Annotated in this window: 19 protein-coding genes; 14 read left to right on the forward strand and 5 right to left on the reverse strand. The window is 65.6% G+C overall.

What is annotated here, in order from left to right:
* Window positions 1-263 precede the first annotated feature (263 nt).
* The 13 genes from rpoZ to HZZ13_RS08605 all read left to right on the forward strand — a co-directional run bounded on the left by rpoZ (window position 264) and on the right by HZZ13_RS08605 (window position 14,679).
* Window positions 264-656, forward strand: a complete 393-nt coding sequence (rpoZ, locus tag HZZ13_RS08545) for a DNA-directed RNA polymerase subunit omega (RefSeq protein WP_007603391.1) — start codon at window positions 264-266, stop codon at window positions 654-656.
* A gap of 180 nt (window positions 657-836) precedes the next feature.
* Window positions 837-3,125 (forward strand): RelA/SpoT family protein, encoded by a 2,289-nt coding sequence (locus tag HZZ13_RS08550; RefSeq protein ID WP_197959200.1) that lies wholly within the window; start codon window positions 837-839, stop codon window positions 3,123-3,125.
* A gap of 110 nt (window positions 3,126-3,235) precedes the next feature.
* Window positions 3,236-3,988: a pyridoxine 5'-phosphate synthase gene (locus HZZ13_RS08555; RefSeq protein WP_197959201.1), complete on the forward strand. Its 753-nt coding sequence runs from the start codon at window positions 3,236-3,238 to the stop codon at window positions 3,986-3,988.
* Window positions 3,985-4,404 (forward strand): holo-ACP synthase, encoded by a 420-nt coding sequence (acpS, locus tag HZZ13_RS08560; protein WP_197959202.1) that lies wholly within the window; start codon window positions 3,985-3,987, stop codon window positions 4,402-4,404. The genes HZZ13_RS08555 and acpS overlap by 4 nt, the downstream gene beginning before the upstream one ends.
* A 249-nt stretch (window positions 4,405-4,653) precedes the next feature.
* Window positions 4,654-5,418 carry a signal peptidase I gene (gene lepB / locus HZZ13_RS08565; RefSeq protein ID WP_197959203.1) on the forward strand — a complete coding sequence of 255 codons (765 nt, stop codon included), beginning with the start codon at window positions 4,654-4,656 and terminating at the stop codon, window positions 5,416-5,418.
* The gene (gene rnc, locus HZZ13_RS08570) at window positions 5,415-6,236 is read left to right on the forward strand and encodes a ribonuclease III (RefSeq protein ID WP_197959204.1); all 822 of its coding nucleotides are present in this window, start codon (window positions 5,415-5,417) and stop codon (window positions 6,234-6,236) included. Before lepB ends, rnc begins: the two co-directional genes overlap by 4 nt.
* Window positions 6,226-7,152 (forward strand): GTPase Era, encoded by a 927-nt coding sequence (era, locus tag HZZ13_RS08575; RefSeq protein ID WP_197959205.1) that lies wholly within the window; start codon window positions 6,226-6,228, stop codon window positions 7,150-7,152. Before rnc ends, era begins: the two co-directional genes overlap by 11 nt.
* A gap of 21 nt (window positions 7,153-7,173) precedes the next feature.
* Window positions 7,174-7,554, forward strand: a complete 381-nt coding sequence (locus HZZ13_RS08580; RefSeq protein ID WP_197959206.1) for a hypothetical protein — start codon at window positions 7,174-7,176, stop codon at window positions 7,552-7,554.
* Between the two features lie 172 nt (window positions 7,555-7,726).
* Window positions 7,727-8,479, forward strand: a complete 753-nt coding sequence (gene recO / locus HZZ13_RS08585) for a DNA repair protein RecO (protein WP_197959207.1) — start codon at window positions 7,727-7,729, stop codon at window positions 8,477-8,479.
* Between the two features lie 100 nt (window positions 8,480-8,579).
* Window positions 8,580-8,864, forward strand: coding sequence for a hypothetical protein (locus HZZ13_RS08590; RefSeq protein ID WP_197959208.1), 285 nt, complete (start codon window positions 8,580-8,582; stop codon window positions 8,862-8,864).
* 64 nt (window positions 8,865-8,928) lie between these two features.
* A complete protein-coding gene (gene parC, locus HZZ13_RS08595; protein ID WP_197959209.1) occupies window positions 8,929-11,187 on the forward strand; it encodes a DNA topoisomerase IV subunit A in 2,259 nt (752 codons plus the stop codon).
* Window positions 11,188-11,579: 392 nt separating this feature from the next.
* Window positions 11,580-13,130, forward strand: coding sequence for an ABC transporter substrate-binding protein (locus HZZ13_RS08600; RefSeq protein WP_197959210.1), 1,551 nt, complete (start codon window positions 11,580-11,582; stop codon window positions 13,128-13,130).
* A gap of 4 nt (window positions 13,131-13,134) precedes the next feature.
* The gene (locus HZZ13_RS08605) at window positions 13,135-14,679 is read left to right on the forward strand and encodes a GMC family oxidoreductase (protein ID WP_197959211.1); all 1,545 of its coding nucleotides are present in this window, start codon (window positions 13,135-13,137) and stop codon (window positions 14,677-14,679) included.
* 570 nt (window positions 14,680-15,249) lie between these two features.
* Here the strand turns inward: HZZ13_RS08605 and HZZ13_RS08610 are convergent.
* The 3 genes from HZZ13_RS08610 to HZZ13_RS08620 form a co-directional block, all read right to left on the reverse strand.
* Entirely contained in the window at window positions 15,250-15,516 is a 267-nt protein-coding gene (locus HZZ13_RS08610) for a hypothetical protein (RefSeq protein WP_197959212.1), read from the reverse strand.
* Window positions 15,517-15,607: 91 nt separating this feature from the next.
* Entirely contained in the window at window positions 15,608-16,993 is a 1,386-nt protein-coding gene (gene chrA / locus HZZ13_RS08615; RefSeq protein WP_197959213.1) for a chromate efflux transporter, read from the reverse strand.
* Window positions 16,993-17,811: a chromate resistance protein ChrB domain-containing protein gene (locus tag HZZ13_RS08620; protein ID WP_197959214.1), complete on the reverse strand. Its 819-nt coding sequence runs from the start codon at window positions 17,809-17,811 to the stop codon at window positions 16,993-16,995. Before HZZ13_RS08620 ends, chrA begins: the two co-directional genes overlap by 1 nt.
* 196 nt (window positions 17,812-18,007) lie before the next feature.
* Here HZZ13_RS08620 and dmeF point away from each other — a divergent pair, with 196 nt between their 5' ends.
* Complete coding sequence (dmeF, locus tag HZZ13_RS08625) at window positions 18,008-18,967, forward strand: CDF family Co(II)/Ni(II) efflux transporter DmeF (RefSeq protein WP_197959215.1); 960 nt, start codon at window positions 18,008-18,010, stop codon at window positions 18,965-18,967.
* A 9-nt stretch (window positions 18,968-18,976) separates the two neighbouring features.
* Here the strand turns inward: dmeF and HZZ13_RS08630 are convergent, their stop codons facing one another.
* Together HZZ13_RS08630 and HZZ13_RS08635 are read right to left on the reverse strand one after the other, a co-directional pair.
* Window positions 18,977-19,168 carry a hypothetical protein gene (locus HZZ13_RS08630; RefSeq protein ID WP_197959216.1) on the reverse strand — a complete coding sequence of 64 codons (192 nt, stop codon included), beginning with the start codon at window positions 19,166-19,168 and terminating at the stop codon, window positions 18,977-18,979.
* A 31-nt stretch (window positions 19,169-19,199) separates the two neighbouring features.
* Window positions 19,200-20,354: an MFS transporter gene (locus HZZ13_RS08635; protein ID WP_197959217.1), complete on the reverse strand. Its 1,155-nt coding sequence runs from the start codon at window positions 20,352-20,354 to the stop codon at window positions 19,200-19,202.
* Window positions 20,355-20,375 lie beyond the last annotated feature (21 nt).

Genomic DNA, 20,375 nt, shown 5'->3' on the forward strand with positions numbered 1-20,375 from the left:
GTTCTAGAGTGCCGCAGAGACCCGTCGAAACCGCAAATCCGGAAAAGTCGGGGCAATCAAGGTATAGTTATGGCGGACTTGCATACACCCGAGGCCGCCCCCAACGGCAGCCCGGAAAACCACCCGTCCCAGCCCCAATGTGGGGGTAGCAGAGCCGTTTGGCGAGGCCAAATCACAAAATGGTCTTGCGAAACCGTCCCGGCCCCTATAACTAGCCCCAATCATCCACATAGTTCGTCCCACCCACAACGGAGCGACAGTCCATGGCTCGCGTCACCGTAGAAGATTGTATCGACAAGGTCGACAACCGGTTTGACTTGGTCCTGCTGGCTGCCCACCGTGCCCGCATGATCTCGTCCGGTTCACAACTAACGGTTGACCGCGATAACGACAAGAACCCTGTTGTGTCTTTGCGCGAAATTGCGGAGACGACGATCTCGCCGGAGGACCTCCGCGAGGAGCTGGTCCACTCGCTCCAGAAGTTCGTCGAGGTGGACGAGCCCGAGCCGGATACCGTGCCGCTGATCGGTTCCGCGGGCGCAAGCGTCGATGCCGACGACACCGAGGTCGCGGTGGAACGCATGACCGAAGAGGAGCTGCTGAAGGGCCTGGAAGGCCTCGCCCCTCCCGAGGAGCAGCCCGAGGAAGACGAGTAATTCCTCCATCGCGATCATCTTCTTCTTGTGATCATATCAAAGGCCCGAACCGCTGTTCGGGCCTTTGCTTTTGTTGACCTTTTCGTGGTTACCATAGCGCTCCCGGTTGGCGCTACGAGCGCGACCGGAGTTAGGATGTATGCAACGGGCCGCCTCGAGCCCGTTTGAAGGCAGGACGGCATGGTATATCGGCGCCGCAGATCCACGCAGATGCAGGCCGCAACCGAATCGGTTGCCGTGGCCCCGACTGCGCCGGTCGCGCGCCCCGCCAGGCCCCGTGCCCGCATGATGCGTCAATATGACCTCGTCGAGCGCGTCAGGTCCTACAATCCCAACACCAACGAGGACCTGCTGAACCGGGCCTACGTCTACGCCATGAAGGCGCACGGCTCGCAGACCCGCGCCTCGGGCGATCCGTATTTCTCGCACCCGCTCGAAGTGGCGGCGATTCTCACCGACCTTAAGCTCGACGACGCCACCATCGTGGCCGCGCTGCTGCACGACACGATCGAGGATACCGAGGCGACGCGGGCCGAGATCGACCAGATCTTCGGACCCGAAATCGGCGCGCTGGTCGAGGGGCTGACCAAGCTGAAGCGGCTCGAGCTGGTCTCGCGCGAGGCCAAGCAGGCCGAGAACCTGCGCAAATTGTTGCTGGCCATTGCCGACGATGTCCGCGTGCTTCTGGTCAAGCTCGCCGACCGCCTGCACAACATGCGCACGCTGGATTTCGTGCCGACGGAATCGCGCCGGCGCATCGCCGAGGAGACGCTCGACATCTACGCGCCGCTGGCCGGGCGCATGGGCATGCAGGAAATGCGCGAGGAGCTGGAGGATCTGTCCTTCCGCACCCTCGATCCCGAAGCCTATTCGGTGGTGATGCAGCGTCTCGACGCGCTCGCCGAACGCAACCGCAACCTGATCGGCGAGATCGAGGACCAGCTCTCCAACAATCTGCGCCACCGGGGCTTGGGGGCGCGGGTCTATGGCCGGCGCAAGAAGCCGTTCTCGATCTGGACCAAGATGGAGCGCAAGTCGGTCGGCTTCGAGCAATTGTCCGACATCTTCGGCTTCCGCCTCGTCGTCAGCGATATCGAGGCCTGCTATCGCGCGCTCGGGATCGTCCACACCACCTGGCCGGTCGTGCCGGGACGCTTCAAGGACTACATCTCGACGCCGAAGCAGAACGACTACCGCTCGATCCACACCACCGTGATCGGCCCCGGTAACCAGCGCGTCGAGCTCCAGATCCGCACCGAGGCGATGGACCAGATCGCCGAGCGCGGCATCGCCGCGCACGTCTTCTACAAGGAGGGCGTGGGTTCGCCGACCGAATTCCTCAAGCGCGAGTCCAACGCGTTCGCCTGGCTGCGCCACACCATCGGCATCCTCTCGGAAAGCGCGAACCCGGAGGAATTCCTCGAGCACACCAAGCTCGAGCTGTTCCACGACCAGGTGTTCTGCTTCACCCCGAAAGGCAAACTGATCGCGCTGCCGCGCCATGCCAACGTGATCGACTTCGCCTATGCGGTGCACACCGACGTCGGCAACAGCGCGGTGGGCTGCAAAATCAACGGCAAGTTCGCGCCGCTGTCCTCGGAGCTTCAGAACGGCGACGAGGTCGAGGTGCTGACCTCGGAGGCGCAGTCGGCGCCGCCCTCGGCCTGGGAAACGCTGGCCGTCACCGGCAAGGCGCGCGCCGCGATCCGCCGCGCCACGCGCACCGCGGTGCGCGATCAATATGTCGGCCTCGGCCGGCGCATCGTCGAGCGCCTGTTCGAGCGCGCCAAGATCGAATACGCCGACGACAAGCTCAAGGGCGCGTTGCCGCGGCTCGCGCGCACCTCGATCGAGGACGTCATGGCGGCGGTGGGGCGCGGCGAGATCAAGGCCTCCCACGTCGCGCGCGCGATGTACCCGGACTACAAGGAAGAGCGCATCGCGCGCTACGGCGTCAAGAAGGGGCTTGCGGCCAAGCTCAAGGAGAAGGGGGTCTCCGAGCCGGCGCGCAGCCCGGTCGCGATCCCGATCCGCGGCATCAATTCCGACCTTCCGGTGAAGTTCGCGCCGAACGGCGGCGCCGTCCCCGGCGATCGCATCGTCGGCATCGTCACGCCGGGCGAAGGCATCACAATCTATCCGATCCAGGCGCCGGCCCTGAAGGATTTCGAGGAGGAGCCGGAGCGTTGGCTCGACGTCCGCTGGGACATCGAAGACTCCGCGCCGCAGCGCTTCCCCGCCCGCATCAAGGTCGAGAACGTCAACGAGCCCGGCGCGCTGGCGCAGATCGCGACCGTGATCGCCGAGCACGACGGCAATATCGACAACATCAGCATGCAGCGGCGCTCGCCTGATTTCACGGAGACGACGATCGATCTCGAAGTCTACGACTTGAAGCACCTGAGCGCGATCCTGGCCCAGCTGCGCGCGAAGGCGGTCGTCGCCAAAGTCGAACGTGTTAATGGATGATGCTTGTCGTTGCCGGCTTGACCCGGCAACCCCATCTCTTCAAAGAAGATGGATGCGCGGGTCGAGCCCGCGCATGACGAGTTAGGAAATGTCACTTCGCGAGTCTTGAAATGCCTGCACCTCCGCTCCGCCTCGGCGTCAATATCGATCACGTCGCAACCGTGCGTAACGCGCGCGGCGGCCGCCATCCCGATCCGGTGCGCGCCGCGCTGCTCGCGATCGAGGCCGGCGCCGACGGCATCACCGCACATTTGCGCGAGGACCGCCGGCACATTCGCGACGAGGATATGGCGCGCCTGAAGGCGGAGATCTCCAAGCCGCTCAATTTCGAGATGGCCGCAACGGACGACATGATGCGGATCTCGCTCGCCACCATGCCGCACGCGGTGTGCCTCGTGCCGGAGCGGCGCCAGGAGGTGACGACCGAAGGCGGGTTGGACGTGGTCGGCCAGCACAACGCGCTCGCGCCCTATATCGCGCGGCTGAGCGAGGCCGGCATCCGCGTCTCGCTGTTCATTGCGGCCGATCCCGCCCAGATCGAGATGGCGGCACGGCTGCGCGCGCCCGTGATCGAGATCCACACCGGCGCCTGGTGCGATGCCGTCGTCGACGGCCACGGCGACAAGGCCGAGGCGGAATGGCAGCGGATCGTGGCGGGGGCGAAGCTGGCGAAGGACGCGGGGCTCGAGGTTCACGCCGGTCACGGGCTGGACTATGCGACGGCGGAGAAGATCGCGGGCTTGCCGGAAGTCATGGAGCTGAACATCGGCTATTACATGATCGGCGAGGCGCTGTTCGTGGGGCTGGCGGAGACCGTGCGCAGCATGCGCGCGGCGATGGACCGCGGCCGGAGCCGGGCATGATCATCGGCGTCGGCTCCGACCTGATCGACATCACCCGCGTGGCCAAGGTGATCGAGCGCCATGGCGAGCGGTTCCTGGACCGCATCTTCACCGCGGCCGAGCGGGCCAAGGCGGAGCGGCGGGCCAAGAACGAGAAGATGGTGGTGGCGACCTACGCCAAGCGCTTCGCCGCCAAGGAGGCCTGCTCCAAGGCGCTCGGCACCGGCATCAGACGCGGCGTCTGGTGGCGCGATATGGGGGTGGTCAACCTGCCGGGCGGGCGGCCGACCATGCAGCTGACCGGCGGCGCCCTGGCCCGGCTCCAGGCCCTGACACCGGAGGGGTTCGAGGCGCGGATCGACGTTTCGATCACCGACGACTGGCCGCTGGCGCAGGCCTTTGTCATCATTTCAGCCGTGCCGCTGGCGAGGCTTTGACGCGATCCGGTCGATTTCATGATTCGCCTTTGAAATCAATGTCTTATTCAGTTTTGATGCGATCCTTGATTGCGTGGCCTCCGACAACCGTCTAAAAGTCCGCCGACGCAAATCAGCTTGGGCGAATTCGGCTTTACGCCGGAATTGGCCCTCACTATCAGAATCAGGACAATCTCCATGGGCCGCGAAGCAATGGGCTGTTCGCGCCAGGAGGGCGCTCTGTGACCGCCGGCCGGAATTGAGAGAGCAATGAGCGTGACTTCAGGAACCAAAACCGAGAGCGGCGTCGGCGAAACGATCCGGGTCGTCATTCATGCTCTCCTGATCGCGCTCGTGATCCGCACCTTCCTGTTCCAGCCCTTCAACATCCCGTCCGGCTCGATGAAGGCGACGCTGCTGGTCGGCGATTATCTGTTCGTCTCGAAATATTCCTACGGCTATAGCCACTATTCGATTCCGTTCTCGCCGCCGCTGTTCTCCGGGCGGATCTGGGGCTCGGACCCCGCTCGCGGCGACATCGTCGTGTTTCGCCTGCCGAAGGACGATTCCACCGATTACATCAAGCGGGTGATCGGCCTTCCCGGCGACCGTATCCAGATGCGGGACGGGCTGCTCTACATCAACGACACGCCGGTCGAGCGGCAGCGCATGAGCGAGTATGTCGGCGAGGAGCCCTGCGGCTCGGAAGGTGGCGGCATCTCCCGGGTGAAGCGCTGGAAGGAAACGCTGCCGAACGGCGTATCCTATGAGACGCTCGATTGCGCCGACAACGGCTACGTGGACAACACCAACGTCTACACCGTGCCGGCGGGCCACTTCTTCATGATGGGTGACAATCGCGACAACTCCACCGATAGCCGCTTTCTCGGCCAGGTCGGCTATGTCCCGCAGGAGAACTTGATCGGCCGCGCCCAGATGATCTTCTTCTCCATCGCTGAAGGCGAGCATGCCTGGATGTTCTGGCGCTGGCCATGGTCGGTGCGCTGGAATCGCTTTTTCAAAATCGTCCGATGAAAGACGAAGCCAAGGACATCGCGACCCAATCGATCGAGGCGCAGGCGGGCCCCGAACGGGGAGCCGCGACCAAGCCGCCTGCCAAGAAGAAGCGGGCGCGGAGCAGCAAGGCCAAGGGCACGGACGCGAACGCGGCGGTCGAGGCGCGCATCGGCCACAGCTTTGCCGACCCGAACCTGTTGATGCAGGCGATCACGCATGTCTCGGCCCTGAAGTCCGGGCGCAAGCGCGGCGACAGCTATCAGCGGCTGGAATTCCTCGGCGACCACGTGCTCGGGCTCGTCGTCTCCGACATGCTCTATCGCGCCTTCCCGAACGCCGACGAAGGCGAGCTGTCCAAGCGGCTTGCAGAGCTCGTGCGCAAGGAGAGCTGCGCGGACGTCGCCAAGTCGCTCGGTCTCGTCGACGACATCAAGCTGGGCTCGGTCGGCCCCAGCGCGGATGCCCGCCTGCGCAAGTCGGTGTTGGGCGACATCTGCGAGGCCGTGATCGGCGCCATCTACCTCGACGGCGGCCATGCGGCGGCAGCCGAATTCGTCAAGCGCAACTGGACCGAGCGCATGCACAAGCCGCGGCGTCCCTTGCGCGATCCGAAGACCGTGCTGCAGGAATGGGCGCAAGGCAAGGGACTGCCGACGCCTGTCTATCGCGAGGTCGAGCGCACAGGTCCGCATCACGATCCGCAGTTTCGTGTCGCGGTCGATCTGCCGGGGCTGGCGCCGGCCGAGGGCGTGGGCGGCAGCAAGCGCGCGGCAGAGAAGGTGGCTGCGTCAGTGATGATCGAACGCGAAGGCGTCGGCGGCGGCAATGACGGCTGAAGCAAGCGGCGAGGCACCGAGCGCGACGCGCTGCGGCTTCGTCGCGCTGATCGGCGCGCCGAATGTCGGCAAGTCGACGCTGGTCAACGCGCTGGTCGGCGCCAAGGTCACGATCGTCTCGCGCAAGGTGCAGACCACGCGCGCGCTGATCCGCGGCATCGTCATCGAGAACAACGCGCAAATCATCCTGATCGACACGCCCGGCATCTTCTCGCCCAAGCGCCGGCTCGACCGCGCCATGGTCTCGACCGCCTGGAGCGGGGCGCATGATGCCGATCTCGTCTGCGTGCTGCTCGATGCCAAGACCGGGATCGACGAGGAGGCGGAGGCGATCCTCGCCAAGGCGGCCAGCGTCAATCACGACAAGATCCTCGTCATCAACAAGGTCGACCTGGTCCAGCGCGAGAAGCTTTTGGCGCTGGCGCAGGCTGCCAACGCGCGCATGACGTTCGCAAGGACGTTCATGATCTCGGCTATCTCGGGCGACGGCGTCGACGACATCCGCAAGACGCTTGCGGACATGGTGCCGCCTGGCCCGTTCCTCTACCCCGAGGACCAGATGTCGGACGCGCCGATGCGGCAGCTGGCGGCCGAGATCACCCGCGAGAAGATCTATCAGAAGCTGCACCAGGAATTGCCCTACCAGTCCACGGTCGAGACCGACAAGTGGGAGGAGCGCAAGGATCATTCGGTGCGGATCGAGCAGACGATCTATGTCGAGCGCGAAAGCCAGCGCAAGATCGTGCTCGGCAAGGGCGGCGCCACGATCAAGTCGATCGGCGCCGACTCGCGGAAAGAACTGATGCAGATCCTGGACGTGCCCGTACACCTGTTCCTGTTCGTCAAGGTGCGCGAGAACTGGGGCGACGATCCCGATCGCTACCGCGAGATGGGCCTGGATTTCCCAAAAGAATAACCAAGAATAGAGCGGCATTCGATGAGCCTACCCGCCAATGTCCAGCGCTTCGAAGCGCTGCTCTATGCATCGTTGATGCTGGATGCCGTCTCGGTCGCCGTGCAGGACCGCACGCCCAATGCCGCGGTGACCGAGCAGATGATCATGACCGGGACGTTGCTCGCCGGAGGCATGATCCTCCTGCTGCTCTATTTCGTCCGGCTGGCCGCGCATCATCGCAAGAACTGGCCGCGCTGGGTGCTTGGGGCGGCCCTGGTGTTGTCGGTGATCTCGCTCGGCCAGATCATCGGGGAGAAGGGGCTGGAGCTCGACAGTGCCATCGAGATCGTCTCCTGCGCGCTGACGACCATGGGCCTGTACTTCTCCTTCAGCGGCGACGCGCAGGGCTGGTTCAACGCGTGATGGCCTCGTGTCCCGGACAAGGTGCAGTGCGTCAGCGCTGCGCCGCAGAGCCGGGACCCAGGAGCGCGCGGAGAGATGGGCCCCGGCTCGGCAACGCGTCGCTTGCGCGCCGCGTTTTGTCCGGGGCACGAGTGCGTGCGAGCGGCACCGGAATCCTGTAGACTCACGCCCCATGGAATGGACCGACGAAGGCATCGTGCTGGGCGTACGGCGGCATGGCGAGTCTAGCGCCATCGTCGAGCTGTTGACGCGCGCGCATGGCCGGCATCTCGGCCTCGTCCGCGGCGGGGCCGGCTCGCGGATGCGGCCGCTGCTGCAGCCGGGGAACAGCGTCAGTGCGGTGTGGCGGGCGCGGCTCGACGAGCATCTCGGTACCTATGCGATCGAGGGATTGAAGCTGCGCGCGGCGGCGCTGCTGGCATCGTCCCACGGCGTCTACGGCGTCACCCATCTGGCCTCGATCGCGCGGCTGTTGCCGGAGCGCGATCCGCACGAAGAGATCTTTGCGCTGCTCGAGCATTCGCTCGACGATTTCGACGACATCGGCAGCGCCGCCGTGCACCTGATCCATTTCGAGCTGGCGATGCTCGCCGAGCTGGGTTTTGGCCTGGCGCTGGACAATTGTGCAGTGACTGGCGAGACCACGGACCTGATCTACGTCTCGCCGAAATCCGGCGGCGCGGTATCGCGCGGCGCCGGCGAGCCGTGGCGCGACCGGCTGTTGCGCCTGCCGCCGTTCCTGCGCCAGGGCGAGACCGCGAGCGATCTCACCGAGCAGGATCTCCAGGACGGCTTTCGGCTCACCGGCCTGTTCCTGCTCCGCCACGTGCTGGAGCCGCGCGGCCAGGGCCATTCCGATGCGCGGGCCGGCTTCATCAACGCCTTGGTGCGGCAGCAGGCGAGGGCGGCAATTCCTGCGCCATGACGTAAGGGCCGCCCAGCCTTGCGCCCCGGTATGCGGTTCCCGGGAACAAAATCGGCCCGAGCGGATTTGGCGTTGAGTTCCACATCGGGGGACAGCCAAAATGTTGATCAGGGGATTCGCCTTGTCCGCGACGCTGCTTGCGTTCGCGCCCGACGCGATGGCCGGCGAGCCGCAGCCCAGGGTATTTCGCCGGGCCTCGTGCACGGTGGTGCGATACTATGTGGCGAAATATTCCGCTGCCGCCGCAGAGACATGGGCGCGGTCCCATGGCGCGACCGAGGCCGAGATCGAGGCCGCCCGCCGTTGCCTGACCAATGTGCCGGCGCCTGCGCAAACGCCTGGTCCAGCCCAAAACCAGACCGTCACAGCCGGCTGGGCAGGCTAGCAGGCCGCCCACAGGGAACCATTCGATCCTTGCCCGATTCGCTTCCACGGTTTAACCGGGCGGCATGGGAAAACGAATCGTTCCGCCGGAAGAACCGGCTGAAATCCACGAGGTGCCGCTGCGGGAGGCGCTGGAAGAGCGCTATCTCGCTTATGCCCTCTCCACCATCATGCACCGTGCGCTGCCGGACGCGCGCGACGGCCTGAAGCCGGTGCACCGGCGCATCCTCTACGGCATGCGCCTGCTCAGGCTCGACCCCGGCACCGCCTTCAAGAAATCGGCCAAGATCGTCGGCGACGTGATGGGCTCGTTCCATCCGCACGGCGACCAGGCGATCTACGACGCCATGGTCCGCCTCGCGCAGGATTTCTCCTCGCGCTATCCGCTGGTCGACGGCCAGGGCAATTTCGGCAATATCGACGGCGATAACCCCGCCGCCTACCGCTACACCGAAGCGCGCATGACCGACGTCGCGCGGCTTCTGCTCGAGGGCATCGACGAGGACGGCGTCGAATTCCGCGCCAATTACGACGGCCAGTCGAAAGAGCCCGTCGTGCTGCCCGGCGGCTTCCCGAACCTGCTCGCCAATGGTGCTCAGGGCATCGCAGTGGGCATGGCGACCTCGATCCCGCCGCACAACGCCGCCGAGCTGTGCGATGCCGCGCTGCATCTGATCGAGAAGCCCGATGCGAAATCCAAGGCGCTCTTGAAGTGGGTGAAGGGTCCGGATTTCCCGACCGGCGGCATCATCGTCGATTCCAAGCAGGCCATCGCCGAGGCCTACACCACCGGCCGCGGCTCGTTCCGCGTCCGTGCGCGGTGGACGCAGGAGGAGGGCGCGCGCGGGACGTGGGTCGTCGTCGTCACCGAGATTCCGTTCCTGGTGCAGAAGTCGCGCCTGATCGAGAAGGTCGCCGAGCTGCTGGACCAGAAGAAGCTGCCGCTGGTCGGCGACATCAGGGACGAGTCGGCCGAAGACGTCCGCATCGTGATCGAGCCGAAGTCGAAGAACGTCGATCCGGCCCTGATGATGGAATCGCTGTTCCGGCTCACCGAGCTCGAAAACAAGATTCCGCTGAACCTCAACGTGCTGATCAAGGGTCGCATCCCCAAGGTCGTGGGGCTCGCGGAAGCTTTGCGCGAATGGCTCGACCATCTGCGCGACGTCCTGATCCGCCGCACCAATTACCGCAAGGGCGAGATCGAGCACCGGCTCGAAATCCTCGGCGGTCTGCTGATCGCCTATCTCAACATCGACGAGGTGATCCGGATCATCCGCAACGAGGACGAGCCGAAGCCGGCCTTGATCAAGGCTTTCAAGCTCACCGAGTTGCAGGCCGACTCCATCCTCAACATGCGGCTGCGCAACCTGCGCAAGCTCGAGGAGATGGAGATCCGCACCGAGGACAAGGATCTGCGGAAGGAGCTGAAGGGTATCTTGGGCCTGTTGGCCTCCGAGCCTGAGCAGTGGAAGAAGGTCGGCGAGCAGGTCGGCAAGGTCCGCGACATGTTCGGACCGAAGACGCCGCTCGGCAAGCGCCGCACCACCTTTGCGGATGCGCCCGAGCACGACCTTGCCGCGATCGAGGAGGCGTTCGTCGAGCGCGAGCCGGTGACGGTGGTCGTCTCCGACAAGGGCTGGATCCGCACCATGAAAGGGCATGTCGAGGATCTCTCGGGCCTTTCCTTCAAGCAGGACGACAAGCTCGGCTTTGCCTTCTTCGCCGAGACGACCTCGAAGCTGCTGCTGTTCGCCACCAACGGCAAGTTCTACTCGCTCGACGTCGCGAAGCTGCCGGGCGGCCGTGGCCACGGCGAGCCGATCCGCCTGTTCATCGACCTCGAGCAGGAGGCCGCGCCGGTCGCGCTGTTCGTCAACAAGGGCGGCCGCAAATTCCTGGTCGCCAGCCACGAGGGCCAGGGCTTCGTCGTCAACGAGGACGATTGCGTCGGCACCACCAAGAAGGGCAAGCAGGTGCTCAACGTCGAGATGCCGAACGAGGCGCGCGCGATCGCCGAGGTGACGGGCGACACCGTCGCGGTGATCGGCGAGAACCGCAAGATGCTGGTCTTCCCGTTCGACCAGGTGCCGGAAATGGTGCGCGGCCGCGGCGTGCGCCTGCAGAAGTACAAGGACGGCGGCCTGTCCGACGTTGCGGTCTTCGACGCCAAGGCCGGCCTGACCTGGAAGGATTCCGCAGGACGCGAATTCTCCGCGACCATGAAGGAGCTCAGCGAGTGGCAGGGCACCCGCGCCGACGCCGGGCGCCTGCCGCCGAAGGGTTTCCCGAAGTCGAACAAGTTCGGCCGGGTGATCGGGTAGGGCTCTTTTGTCCCGGACGCGCTGCAGCGTGCAACGCTGCTGCGCAGAGCCGGGACCCATGCTGCACGGACCGCAAGATATGGGCCCCGGCTCAGCAGCGCACCGTCGAAGTGACGCTGCGCTGCGTCCGGGGCATGAGAACGTGTGTGGGGCACATCTGCTTCTCCATCGTCATTGCGAGCGCAGCGAAGCAATCCAGAATCCCGCCGCGGAAAGACCCTGGATTGCTTCGCTGCGCTCGCAATGACGAGCTGCGATAGCCTCGCTCTCCAACTCAAACGGTGTGCATCCCGCAAACGCGCGGCAGCTAGCCATGAGCGCATACGTGCGGGCACGAACATTGCTTTTTCCTGGCGACTGCAAACGGCTGGTCAAAAGGCGAAAACACTCCAATGTTCAAACTGAAGGCTTTTATTCCCGCGCTGTTCGGCCTTGCGCTGGTGGCGGCGCCCGCGCATGCGGCGGGCAATCTCGTCGCGGTGCTCGAGGCGGAGATCGTCACGCTCGATCCGCACTTCTCCACGGCCTATATTTCGCGCACGTTCGGCTACATGGTGTTCGACACGCTGTTTGCGAAGGATGCCAACGGCGACATCAAGCCGCAAATGGTGCAGGACTGGAAGGTCTCGCCTGACGGGCTGACCTATACGTTCACGCTGCGCGATGGCCTCAAATGGCATGACGGCCAGCCGGTCACATCAGCCGATTGCGTGGCGTCGCTGCGCCGCTGGGGCACCCGCAGCGCGCTCGGCCGCCGCATTTTCGCGATCACGGCTTCGCTCGAGCCGGCCGATGCGAAAACCTTCGTGCTGACGCTGAAGGAGCCGTCCGGCCTCGTCATCGACGCACTCGGCAATCCCGTCAGCCCGGTCGCTTTCATGATGCCCGAGCGCATCGCGAAGACGCCGGGCGACCAGCGCATCACCGAGATCGTCGGCTCCGGACCGTTCGTCTACAGCAAGGCCGACCACCGCACCGGCGACCGCATGATCCTGAAGAAGTTCGGCGACTATGTGCCGCGCCCCGAGCCCGCGGACTTCCTGGCCGGCGGCAAGCGCGTCAATGTCGACACGCTCGAGATCCGCGTCATTCCCGATGGCGCAACCGCCGCCTCTGCGCTGCAGGCCGGCGAGGTCGACTTCATGCAGTACGCGCCGTTCGATCTGTTGCCGCAGCTGGAGAAGAATACGCGCGTCAAGCTCGTCAACTTCACCGGCGGCAACATGTTCGCTGGCGCCTATCGTCTCAATGCGGCATCGAAGCCGTTCGATGATCCAGAAATCCGCCGCGTGCTGTGGAAGCTGGTCGACCAGCGCGAAGTGCTGGATGCGCTCGGGCTCGACGCCAAGTACGCCACTCCTTGCGCGACCTACTTCACCTGCGGCACCACATACGAGAGCAAGGCCGGCACGGAAGCGGCGGCCAAGCCCTCGATCGATGCGGCGAAGGCTGCGCTGAAGGCGACCAAATATGCCGGCGAGCCCGTCATCGTGATGCAGGCTAACGACCTCGAAGCCCCGCGCGTTTCGGCGCAGGTGCTCGCCGAGCGGCTGAAGGCTGCCGGCTTCAATGTCGATCTGCAGGTGATGGACTGGGCGAGCGTGCTGGCGCGCCGCGCCAAGAAGGAGGGCTGGAGCGTCTATGGCGTTCACGCCGGCGGCTTTGACCTGGGCTCGCCGCTGACCAATGTCATGGTCGCCTTCAACTGCGCCGACTTCACCGGCTGGCAATGCGATGCGCGCATTACCCCTCTGATGGAAGCCTTCGCCAAGGCGCCGGCCGAGGCGGACCGGAAGAAGATCGCGGGCGAGATTCAGAGCGTGATGTACGATCAGGCGCCCGCAATTCCGTGGGGCCAATTCGCGCAGCCTGCGGCCTATCGCGCCACTTTGCGCGGTCTGATACCGTCCGCCATCCCGGTGTTCTGGAACATTGAGAAGTAGCGCGATGTACGATGTCATTGTTGTCGGCGGCGGCTCCGCCGGCGCCGCCGTGGCCGCAGGGCTCTCCGAAGATCCCGCACGGCGCGTGCTGCTGTTAGAGGCGGGCCGCGACTGGCGCGCTGACGAGGCGCCCTGGGAGGTGAGGACGCCGAATCCGATCCCGATCATCCACAAGCGCGAGTATCAGGAGAAATGGCAATGGCCCGATCTTCTGACGCGCCGCGTCGCGGGGCAGGAGCCGCGCTTCTACTGGCGGGGCAAGGGGCTCGGCGGCTCGTCGATGATGAACGGCCAGATCGCGATCCGCGGCGTTGCCGATGCCTTCGACGAATGGGCGGCCAATGGCTGCACCGGCTGGTCGGCGAAAGAGGTGATGCCGCTGTTCTCGGTGATCGAGGACGATCTGGAATTCGGCGATGTCGACGGTCACGGGCGCGGCGGGCCGCTGCCGGTCTACCGCGCGCCTCTGGAAACGTGGGGCCCCATCGATCGGGGCTTGCGCGATGCGGCGTTGGCGAGCGGCTATCCCTGGTGCGCCGACGTCAATGGTCCGGACGGCGAGGGCGTTGCGTGCTACCCCATCAACAGCCGCAACTTGCGCCGCATCACCACCAACGAGGGCTATCTCGAGCCCGCGCGCGGGCGCGCCAACCTGGAGATCCGCGGGCATGCGCTGGTCGATCGCGTGCTGATCAGCGACGGACGGGCGACCGGCGTCCGCGTCCATATCCAGGGGCAGGGCACCCAAGAGATCAGCGCGCGCCAGATCGTGCTGTGCGCCGGCGCCATCCACAGTCCGGCGATCCTGCTGCGCTCGGGCATTGGGCCGGCCGAGGAGCTGAAGGCGATGGGGATCGCGGTCGAGCGCGATCTGCCGGTCGGCCGCCATTTCTTCGACCACCCGCTGTTTCGCGCCACGATCCAGCTCCGGGACGAGCTTCGTCCCACCGATCCCGATACGCGCCACACCAATTGCTGCGTGACCTATTCCTCGGGCCTCGCCAATGGCGGCAAGCGCGACATGATCCTGATCGCGTTCAATCACCGCGGCATCGGTAACCCCGGAGCGATTGGCGCGGGGTTGTTCAACGCCTATTCGCGCGGAACGCTCAAGCTCGCCTCGACCGATCCTGCCATCGATCCCGTCGTCGAGGAGAACATGCTGGCCGATCCGCGCGACATGCTGCGCATGATGGACGCGGTGAAGCGCCTCGCGGTCATCACGTCGCAGCCGGCGCTGTCAGGCATCGCCGACTGGATCCGGCTCGCCGACACGGATTTGACTCTGCCGCAGGCCGCCAGCCTGCCAGATCACGAGCTCGACGCGGTGCTGCGCCGCGAGACCGGCGACATCCAGCACGCCGCCGGCAGCTGCCGTATGAGCGGCGTGAACGACCCCGATGGCGTGGTCAACCCCGACGGCAGCGTGAAAGGGATCAGCGGCCTGCGCGTCGCCGACGCCTCGATCATGCCGTCCGATTGCCGCGCCAACACGCACTTCACCACGGTGGTGATCGGGGAAGCGATCGCGCGGATGATGATGCGGTAGAAGGGAGCCAACAACTGGAATCAATTCAACGTTGCGCGACATCGTTCCTGCGAATGTCGAAAGCCTCCGACGAATATCATCAGGAACGTTTGCGTGCGGCTTCGATTGGCATGTCATCGTCAATCGGAGTTTCAACAATGCGAAAGACAATCTTCTCAGTAGCCATGTGTGCGTTGCTTGCTGGCGCGTCGATCGGGTTCGCCCATGCGCAGGGAGCAGGAGGCGGTGGAGGCGCAGGTGGAGCGGGCGGCGCAGGTGCGGGCACCAGCGCCGGAGCTGGTGGAACCAGCAGCGGCTCGGATGGCGGAACGACCGGCGCGGCGGGTGGAACAGGGGCCGGTACTGCCGGCGCTGGTTCGGGATCGAGCGCGGGTAGCAGCAGTGGAAGTGGCGCGGGCACCGGCCAAGGCGGCGGCCCTCAGACCATCCGTCCTGGTGGGTCCAACGATCCAACCCGACGGTAACGACATCCCCGCCATGTAACTTCAAGAAGGGAAAGCTGCGGGTTCAACTCAGCAGCTTTCCCACGCATCGGCCGCGTCAATGGCCAGCCCTAGGTGGCAACAACTCTTATGGACTGAACAAGCTGCGGAGAAACCGCTCCTTTTCGCCGGGCGCGTAACCTTGAGAGGCGCCAAAATACGGCTCGGTGGCTCCGGAGTAACCCTCGGCCCCGTGCTGCGGAGGCGCGTAGGCGAAACCCGAAATGGGACCTGACGGGATCATGCCTGGATTGGAATGAACAATCGCGGGCCGCCGGTGCGTATGACGCACCTGTGCCGCCTCGGCAACGCCGCCCAAGGTGATCAGAAAACTCAAGGCCAGAATGAAACGCATCGCTGTTTCTCCAAACGCCCGCCTCCCTAGTTGGCGTTCAGCCGCAGCGTTCCAACACATCCTGGCCTCACGATTGGTCACATCCCTGGCATCAGATCACGCCCGCCAGCCGCAGCGCCACGCCCGCCGCGCAGCTGCCCGCCAGCACCATCAGCATGCCGAGCTTTAACCGGAAGATCGCGGTTGCCGCCGCGATCGCCAGCACCAGCGCCGGCACGTCGACGCTTCTCAGCACCGGCGTGTCGAAGTTCAGCGGGAACGCCTGCACCGGCACGGTCTCGCGGAACAGGGTGTGCAGCGCGAACCAGATCGAGAGGTTGAGGATCACGCCGACCACGGCGGCGGTGATCGCACTGAGCGCGCCGGCGAGGCCCGTGTTGCCGCGCAGGCGCTCGATATAGGGCGCGCCGACGAAGATCCAGAGGAAGCAGGGCGTGAAAGTGACCCAGGTCGCGAGCAGGCCGCCGAGCGTGGCCGCGAGCATCGGCGACAGGCCGCTCGGGTCGCGGTAGGCCGCCATGAAGCCCACGAATTGCAGCACCATGATCAGCGGGCCCGGCGTGGTCTCGGCCATGCCGAGGCCGTCGAGCATCTCCTGCGGCTTCAGCCAATGATAATGCTCGACCGCCTGCTGGGCGACGTAGGCCAGCACCGCGTAGGCGCCGCCGAAGGTAACCAGCGCCATCTTCGAGAAGAACAGCGCGATCTGGCTGAACACGTTGGCCTGACCGAAGGCCGCGAGCAGCGCGATCACCGGCACGAGCCAGAGCGCAAGCCACACCGCGCCGACGCGGATCGCGCGCCCGGTGTCTGGACGCACATGCTCGGGCACGGCTTCGCCGAGCATGCTGTCGATCGCGGCATTGCCGCCGCCGCGGCCGTGACCGGCCGGCGCGAATTCCGGACGGCCACTTCTGGCGCCGGCATAGCCGATCACGCCGGCGGCGATGATGATGATCGGGAAGGGCACCGCGAAGAAGAAGATCGCAACGAAGGCCGCGGCCGCGAGCGCGATCATGATGCGGTTCTTCAGCGCCCGCTTGCCGACCTTCACCACGGCCTCGACGACGATCGCGAGCACGGCGGCTTTCAGCCCGAAGAACAACGCCTCAATGAGGCTGACATTGCCGAAAGCCGCGTAGACATAGCTGAGGCCCATGATGGCGATGATGCCGGGCAGGATGAACAGCCCGCCCGCCATCAGCCCGCCGGCGGTGCGATGCATCAGCCAGCCGACATAGGTGGCGAGCTGCTGCGCCTCCGGTCCCGGCAGCAGCATGCAGTAGTTCAGCGCATGCAGGAAACGACCTTCGGAGATCCACTTCTTCTCCTCGACCAGGATGCGGTGCATCACCGCGATCTGGCCGGCGGGCCCGCCGAAGCTCAAGGACGCGACGCGGAGCCAGACGCGAAAGGCTTCCCCGAAGCTGACGCCGTGACCGGCGTCAGCTCCTGCTTGAACGTTACGGGTGTCCATTACGCCTTCACCTTGTTGGTCGGCCAGTTGTGGGTCTCGGTGGTGGCGTCGCGGCACCAGCGGTAGAAGGCATCATAGAGCAGCATGCCGGCCTCGAGCTGTTCGAGGTCGTCGTCATACATCCGCGACAGCCCGAGCGAGGCCGCGAGCAGGCCGGGCGCCTCTGGCGCCAGCTCAGGTCGCGCGGTGTCGGCGCCGCGCACCAGCGTCGCAAGCCGCAGCAGGGGCGCCGTCGCGATGCCGAACTCCTCGATCATCACGTCGAAGGTGCAGAGCTCGCCGCGGTGGCTCCAGAACACGTTTTCGATGTCGAAGGGGGCTGCGCCGAACCGCTCGCCGACGGCGACCACCTCGGACGGCGCGACATAGAGGAACACTGCCCCCGGATCGACGAAGCGGCGGATCAGCCACGGGCAGGCGATGCGGTCGACCTTCGGCCTCGCCCGCGTCACCCAGACGGTGCGCCCCTTGGCATCGCGCGGCGGCAGCTTGCGGGCGTCGACCAGCGGCAGCTTCGCCGCCTTCCAACCCTCGAAGCCGCCCTCCAGCGTTTCGGCCTGCACGCCGAGGTGGCGCAACCAGGCCGCGGTGCCTTGCGCGAGCTTCTCGCCGCGGAGGCAGGAGACGACGGCGCGGCGGCCCGCGAAGGCGCCGCCCCAGTCCGTCACATTGTCGTGGCTGAGCTTGATGGAGCCGGGAATCAGCCGCCGGTCGGCGGCGAAATCCTGCTCGGTGCGCACGTCGATCAGAACAGGCGCGTTCGCCGTGCCGATCAGCCGTGCCATTTTGTCGGATGAGATGGTCGTGAATGTAGACATGATGCGTCCTCGCAAGAACTCAACGGGACGCGATGCTTGGGCCTGTCGCCTCGTGGGGAGATCGCTCAAATCCCCATGGCGCAGATTACAGCGAAACTAAGAAGCACTGTCAATCCGCAGGCCGATTGGACCTTAGAAAATTGGTTCCCGCCGTCTATATTGCGCGCCGACAGACCTGAATCTTCGGGAGAATTCGATGCATTCCCATTCCATTGAACAATGGACCCATGACCACGCCTTCCTGGGCGAGAAGCACGACGAGAACGAGCGGCGCACGTGGTTCGTGGTCGTGCTGACGCTGGTCATGATGGTCGGCGAGATCGTGGCCGGCTCGCTGTTCGGTTCGATGGCGCTGCTCGCCGACGGCTGGCACATGGGCACCCATGCTGCGGCGCTTGGCATTGCCGCCTTCGCCTATCGCTTCGCGCGGCGGCATCTGGGGAATGCGCATTTCACCTTCGGCACCGGCAAGTTCGGCGATCTTGCCGCCTTCGCCAGCGCGATCATCCTCGGCCTGATCGCGGTCGAGATCGCCTATGAGAGCGTGTTGCGGCTGATCAATCCGGTGCCGATCGTCTATGGCGAGGCGATCGCGGTGGCCGCGCTCGGGCTGTGCGTCAACCTTGCCAGCGTGTGGCTGCTGCGCGACAGCCACGATCATCACCACGGTCACGGCCATGCGCATGATGACCACGACGAGCATGACCATGAGCACGATCATCACCACCATCACCACGACAACAACCTCCGCGCGGCCTATGTCCATGTCATGACCGATGCGGCAACCTCGGTGCTGGCGATCGCCGCGCTCGCCGTCGCGATGTATTCGGGCTGGGTCTGGGCCGATCCGGCGGTGGGCCTGATCGGCAGCGCCGTGATCGCGAGCTGGGCATTCGGCCTGATCAAGTCATCGGGTGCGGTGCTGCTCGACGTGCGCGCCGACGAGAAGCTGGAGCGAGTGATCCGCGCCCGCATGGAGGTCGGCGAGGATCGCGTGACCGACCTGCATCTCTGGCAGGTCGGCCCCGGCCATTGTGCCGTGCTGCTCTCGGTGGTGTCGGACAAGCCGAAGCAGCCGGCCGTCTACAAGCGGCGGCTCGCGGGGCTGAAGGGCCTCAGCCACGTCACGGTCGAGGTCGAGACCTGCCCGCATTGACGTGAGGGATCAGCCCTTCGGCGCGGTTGCCGTCGGTGGGCTCGGGTCCGGCGTCTTCTTCGGCTTCAGCGTGCCGGCGTAGAACGAGAGCAGCCAGACCAAGAGGACGGCGAGCAGATAAACGCCCCAGGCCTGTGGCGGCGTGGTCGCCCAGCGCAAAAGGCCCTTGAAGCTACGTGGCGGGCTGTTGTCGTCGCTCATGGCCCGCTTGTGCGCGAAAGCGTCGTTGCGGTCAATCCGGCCGCCCGGCGCGGATCAGGAACAGTGCTGCCAGCGCCGAGAGGCTGAGCGCGGATGAGACGATCAGCACCTTGGCACCCATGAGGTCGATGAGCAGGCCGAAGGCGAGCGGCGCCACCGCCTGCGCCATCCGTGCCGGTGCGCCGATGATGCCGAGGCGATAGCCGAAATCCTTCGGGCCGAAGATCGACAGCGGCAGGGTGCCCCGGGCGATGGTCAGAATGCCGTTGCCGGAGCCGTGGAACAACGCGAACGCGCTCGCCGCAGCGCCGCCGAAGATCGCAACGATCACGGCGCCGACCGGGTGGGTGAGGCTGGCGAGCCGCGTCGACCACAGCGGATGGAAGCGGCTGAGGAAGCCGGCCTCCAGCATGCGTGCACCGACTTGCGCCGGGCCGATCAAGGCGCCGGCCGCGATCGCCTCGGCGGGCGTAGCCCCCGTCGTCTCCAGGATGCGCGGGAAATGCGCGGCCATCGCGCCGGTGACGGTCCAGACCGCCGCGAAGATGAAGGCGAGCAAGAGCATGGTGCGGTCGAGCGGCACATGCGGCTTCGCGGCCGTTGCCGCCGCCTGCTTCGCGCCCTTGATCGCCGGCAGCATGAAGACATTGAGCGGCAGGCCGATCAGGATATTGGCAGCGGCCCAGGCAAAACAGGTTTCGCGCCAGCCGATATGGGCGAGGCCCCAGGCGGTGAGCGGCCAGCCGACGGTGGAGGCGAAGCCCGCCATCAGCGTGATGCCGGTGATCGGTCTGCGCGCCTCGGTGCCGTAGATGCGCCCCAAAGCGGCGAAGGCGGCATCGTAGAGCCCCATCGCCATGCCGATGCCGAGCACCAGCCAGGCGATCGACATCACCGTCACCGACTGCGAAAGGCCAAGCAGCACGAGCCCGGCGGCAATGGTCAGGTTGGAGGCCGACAGCACCTGACGGCCGCCGACGAGATCGATCTGCCGTCCGATGCGCGGGCCCAGCATTGCGGAGATCACCAGCGCGGCCGAAAACGCACCGAAGATCCAGTTGGAGGAGACACCGAGGTCGCGCCCCATGGGATCGGCGAGCAGCGCCGGCAGATAATAGCTGGAGGCCCAGGCGAGGGTCTGCGTGGTGCCGAGTGCCAGGATGATCGGAAGCTGGCGCTGGCTCATCCGCGCATGCTTCCGATTCTG

The organism is Bradyrhizobium agreste (assembly GCF_016031625.1).
In the GTDB taxonomy this organism is placed as follows: domain Bacteria; phylum Pseudomonadota; class Alphaproteobacteria; order Rhizobiales; family Xanthobacteraceae; genus Bradyrhizobium; species Bradyrhizobium agreste.

Bases quoted from the DNA above. Each gene is read 5' to 3' on its own strand.
- rpoZ (WP_007603391.1), top strand. From the start codon at position 264: ATGGCTCGCGTCACCGTAGAAGATTGTATCGACAAGGTCGACAACCGG.
- HZZ13_RS08550 (WP_197959200.1), top strand. From the start codon at position 837: ATGGTATATCGGCGCCGCAGATCCACGCAGATGCAGGCCGCAACCGAA.
- HZZ13_RS08555 (WP_197959201.1), top strand. From the start codon at position 3,236: ATGCCTGCACCTCCGCTCCGCCTCGGCGTCAATATCGATCACGTCGCA.
- acpS (WP_197959202.1), top strand. From the start codon at position 3,985: ATGATCATCGGCGTCGGCTCCGACCTGATCGACATCACCCGCGTGGCC.
- lepB (WP_197959203.1), top strand. From the start codon at position 4,654: ATGAGCGTGACTTCAGGAACCAAAACCGAGAGCGGCGTCGGCGAAACG.
- rnc (WP_197959204.1), top strand. From the start codon at position 5,415: ATGAAAGACGAAGCCAAGGACATCGCGACCCAATCGATCGAGGCGCAG.
- era (WP_197959205.1), top strand. From the start codon at position 6,226: ATGACGGCTGAAGCAAGCGGCGAGGCACCGAGCGCGACGCGCTGCGGC.
- HZZ13_RS08580 (WP_197959206.1), top strand. From the start codon at position 7,174: ATGAGCCTACCCGCCAATGTCCAGCGCTTCGAAGCGCTGCTCTATGCA.
- recO (WP_197959207.1), top strand. From the start codon at position 7,727: ATGGAATGGACCGACGAAGGCATCGTGCTGGGCGTACGGCGGCATGGC.
- HZZ13_RS08590 (WP_197959208.1), top strand. From the start codon at position 8,580: ATGTTGATCAGGGGATTCGCCTTGTCCGCGACGCTGCTTGCGTTCGCG.
- parC (WP_197959209.1), top strand. From the start codon at position 8,929: ATGGGAAAACGAATCGTTCCGCCGGAAGAACCGGCTGAAATCCACGAG.
- HZZ13_RS08600 (WP_197959210.1), top strand. From the start codon at position 11,580: ATGTTCAAACTGAAGGCTTTTATTCCCGCGCTGTTCGGCCTTGCGCTG.
- HZZ13_RS08605 (WP_197959211.1), top strand. From the start codon at position 13,135: ATGTACGATGTCATTGTTGTCGGCGGCGGCTCCGCCGGCGCCGCCGTG.
- HZZ13_RS08610 (WP_197959212.1), bottom strand. From the start codon at position 15,516: ATGCGTTTCATTCTGGCCTTGAGTTTTCTGATCACCTTGGGCGGCGTT.
- chrA (WP_197959213.1), bottom strand. From the start codon at position 16,993: ATGGACACCCGTAACGTTCAAGCAGGAGCTGACGCCGGTCACGGCGTC.
- HZZ13_RS08620 (WP_197959214.1), bottom strand. From the start codon at position 17,811: ATGTCTACATTCACGACCATCTCATCCGACAAAATGGCACGGCTGATC.
- dmeF (WP_197959215.1), top strand. From the start codon at position 18,008: ATGCATTCCCATTCCATTGAACAATGGACCCATGACCACGCCTTCCTG.
- HZZ13_RS08630 (WP_197959216.1), bottom strand. From the start codon at position 19,168: ATGAGCGACGACAACAGCCCGCCACGTAGCTTCAAGGGCCTTTTGCGC.
- HZZ13_RS08635 (WP_197959217.1), bottom strand. From the start codon at position 20,354: ATGAGCCAGCGCCAGCTTCCGATCATCCTGGCACTCGGCACCACGCAG.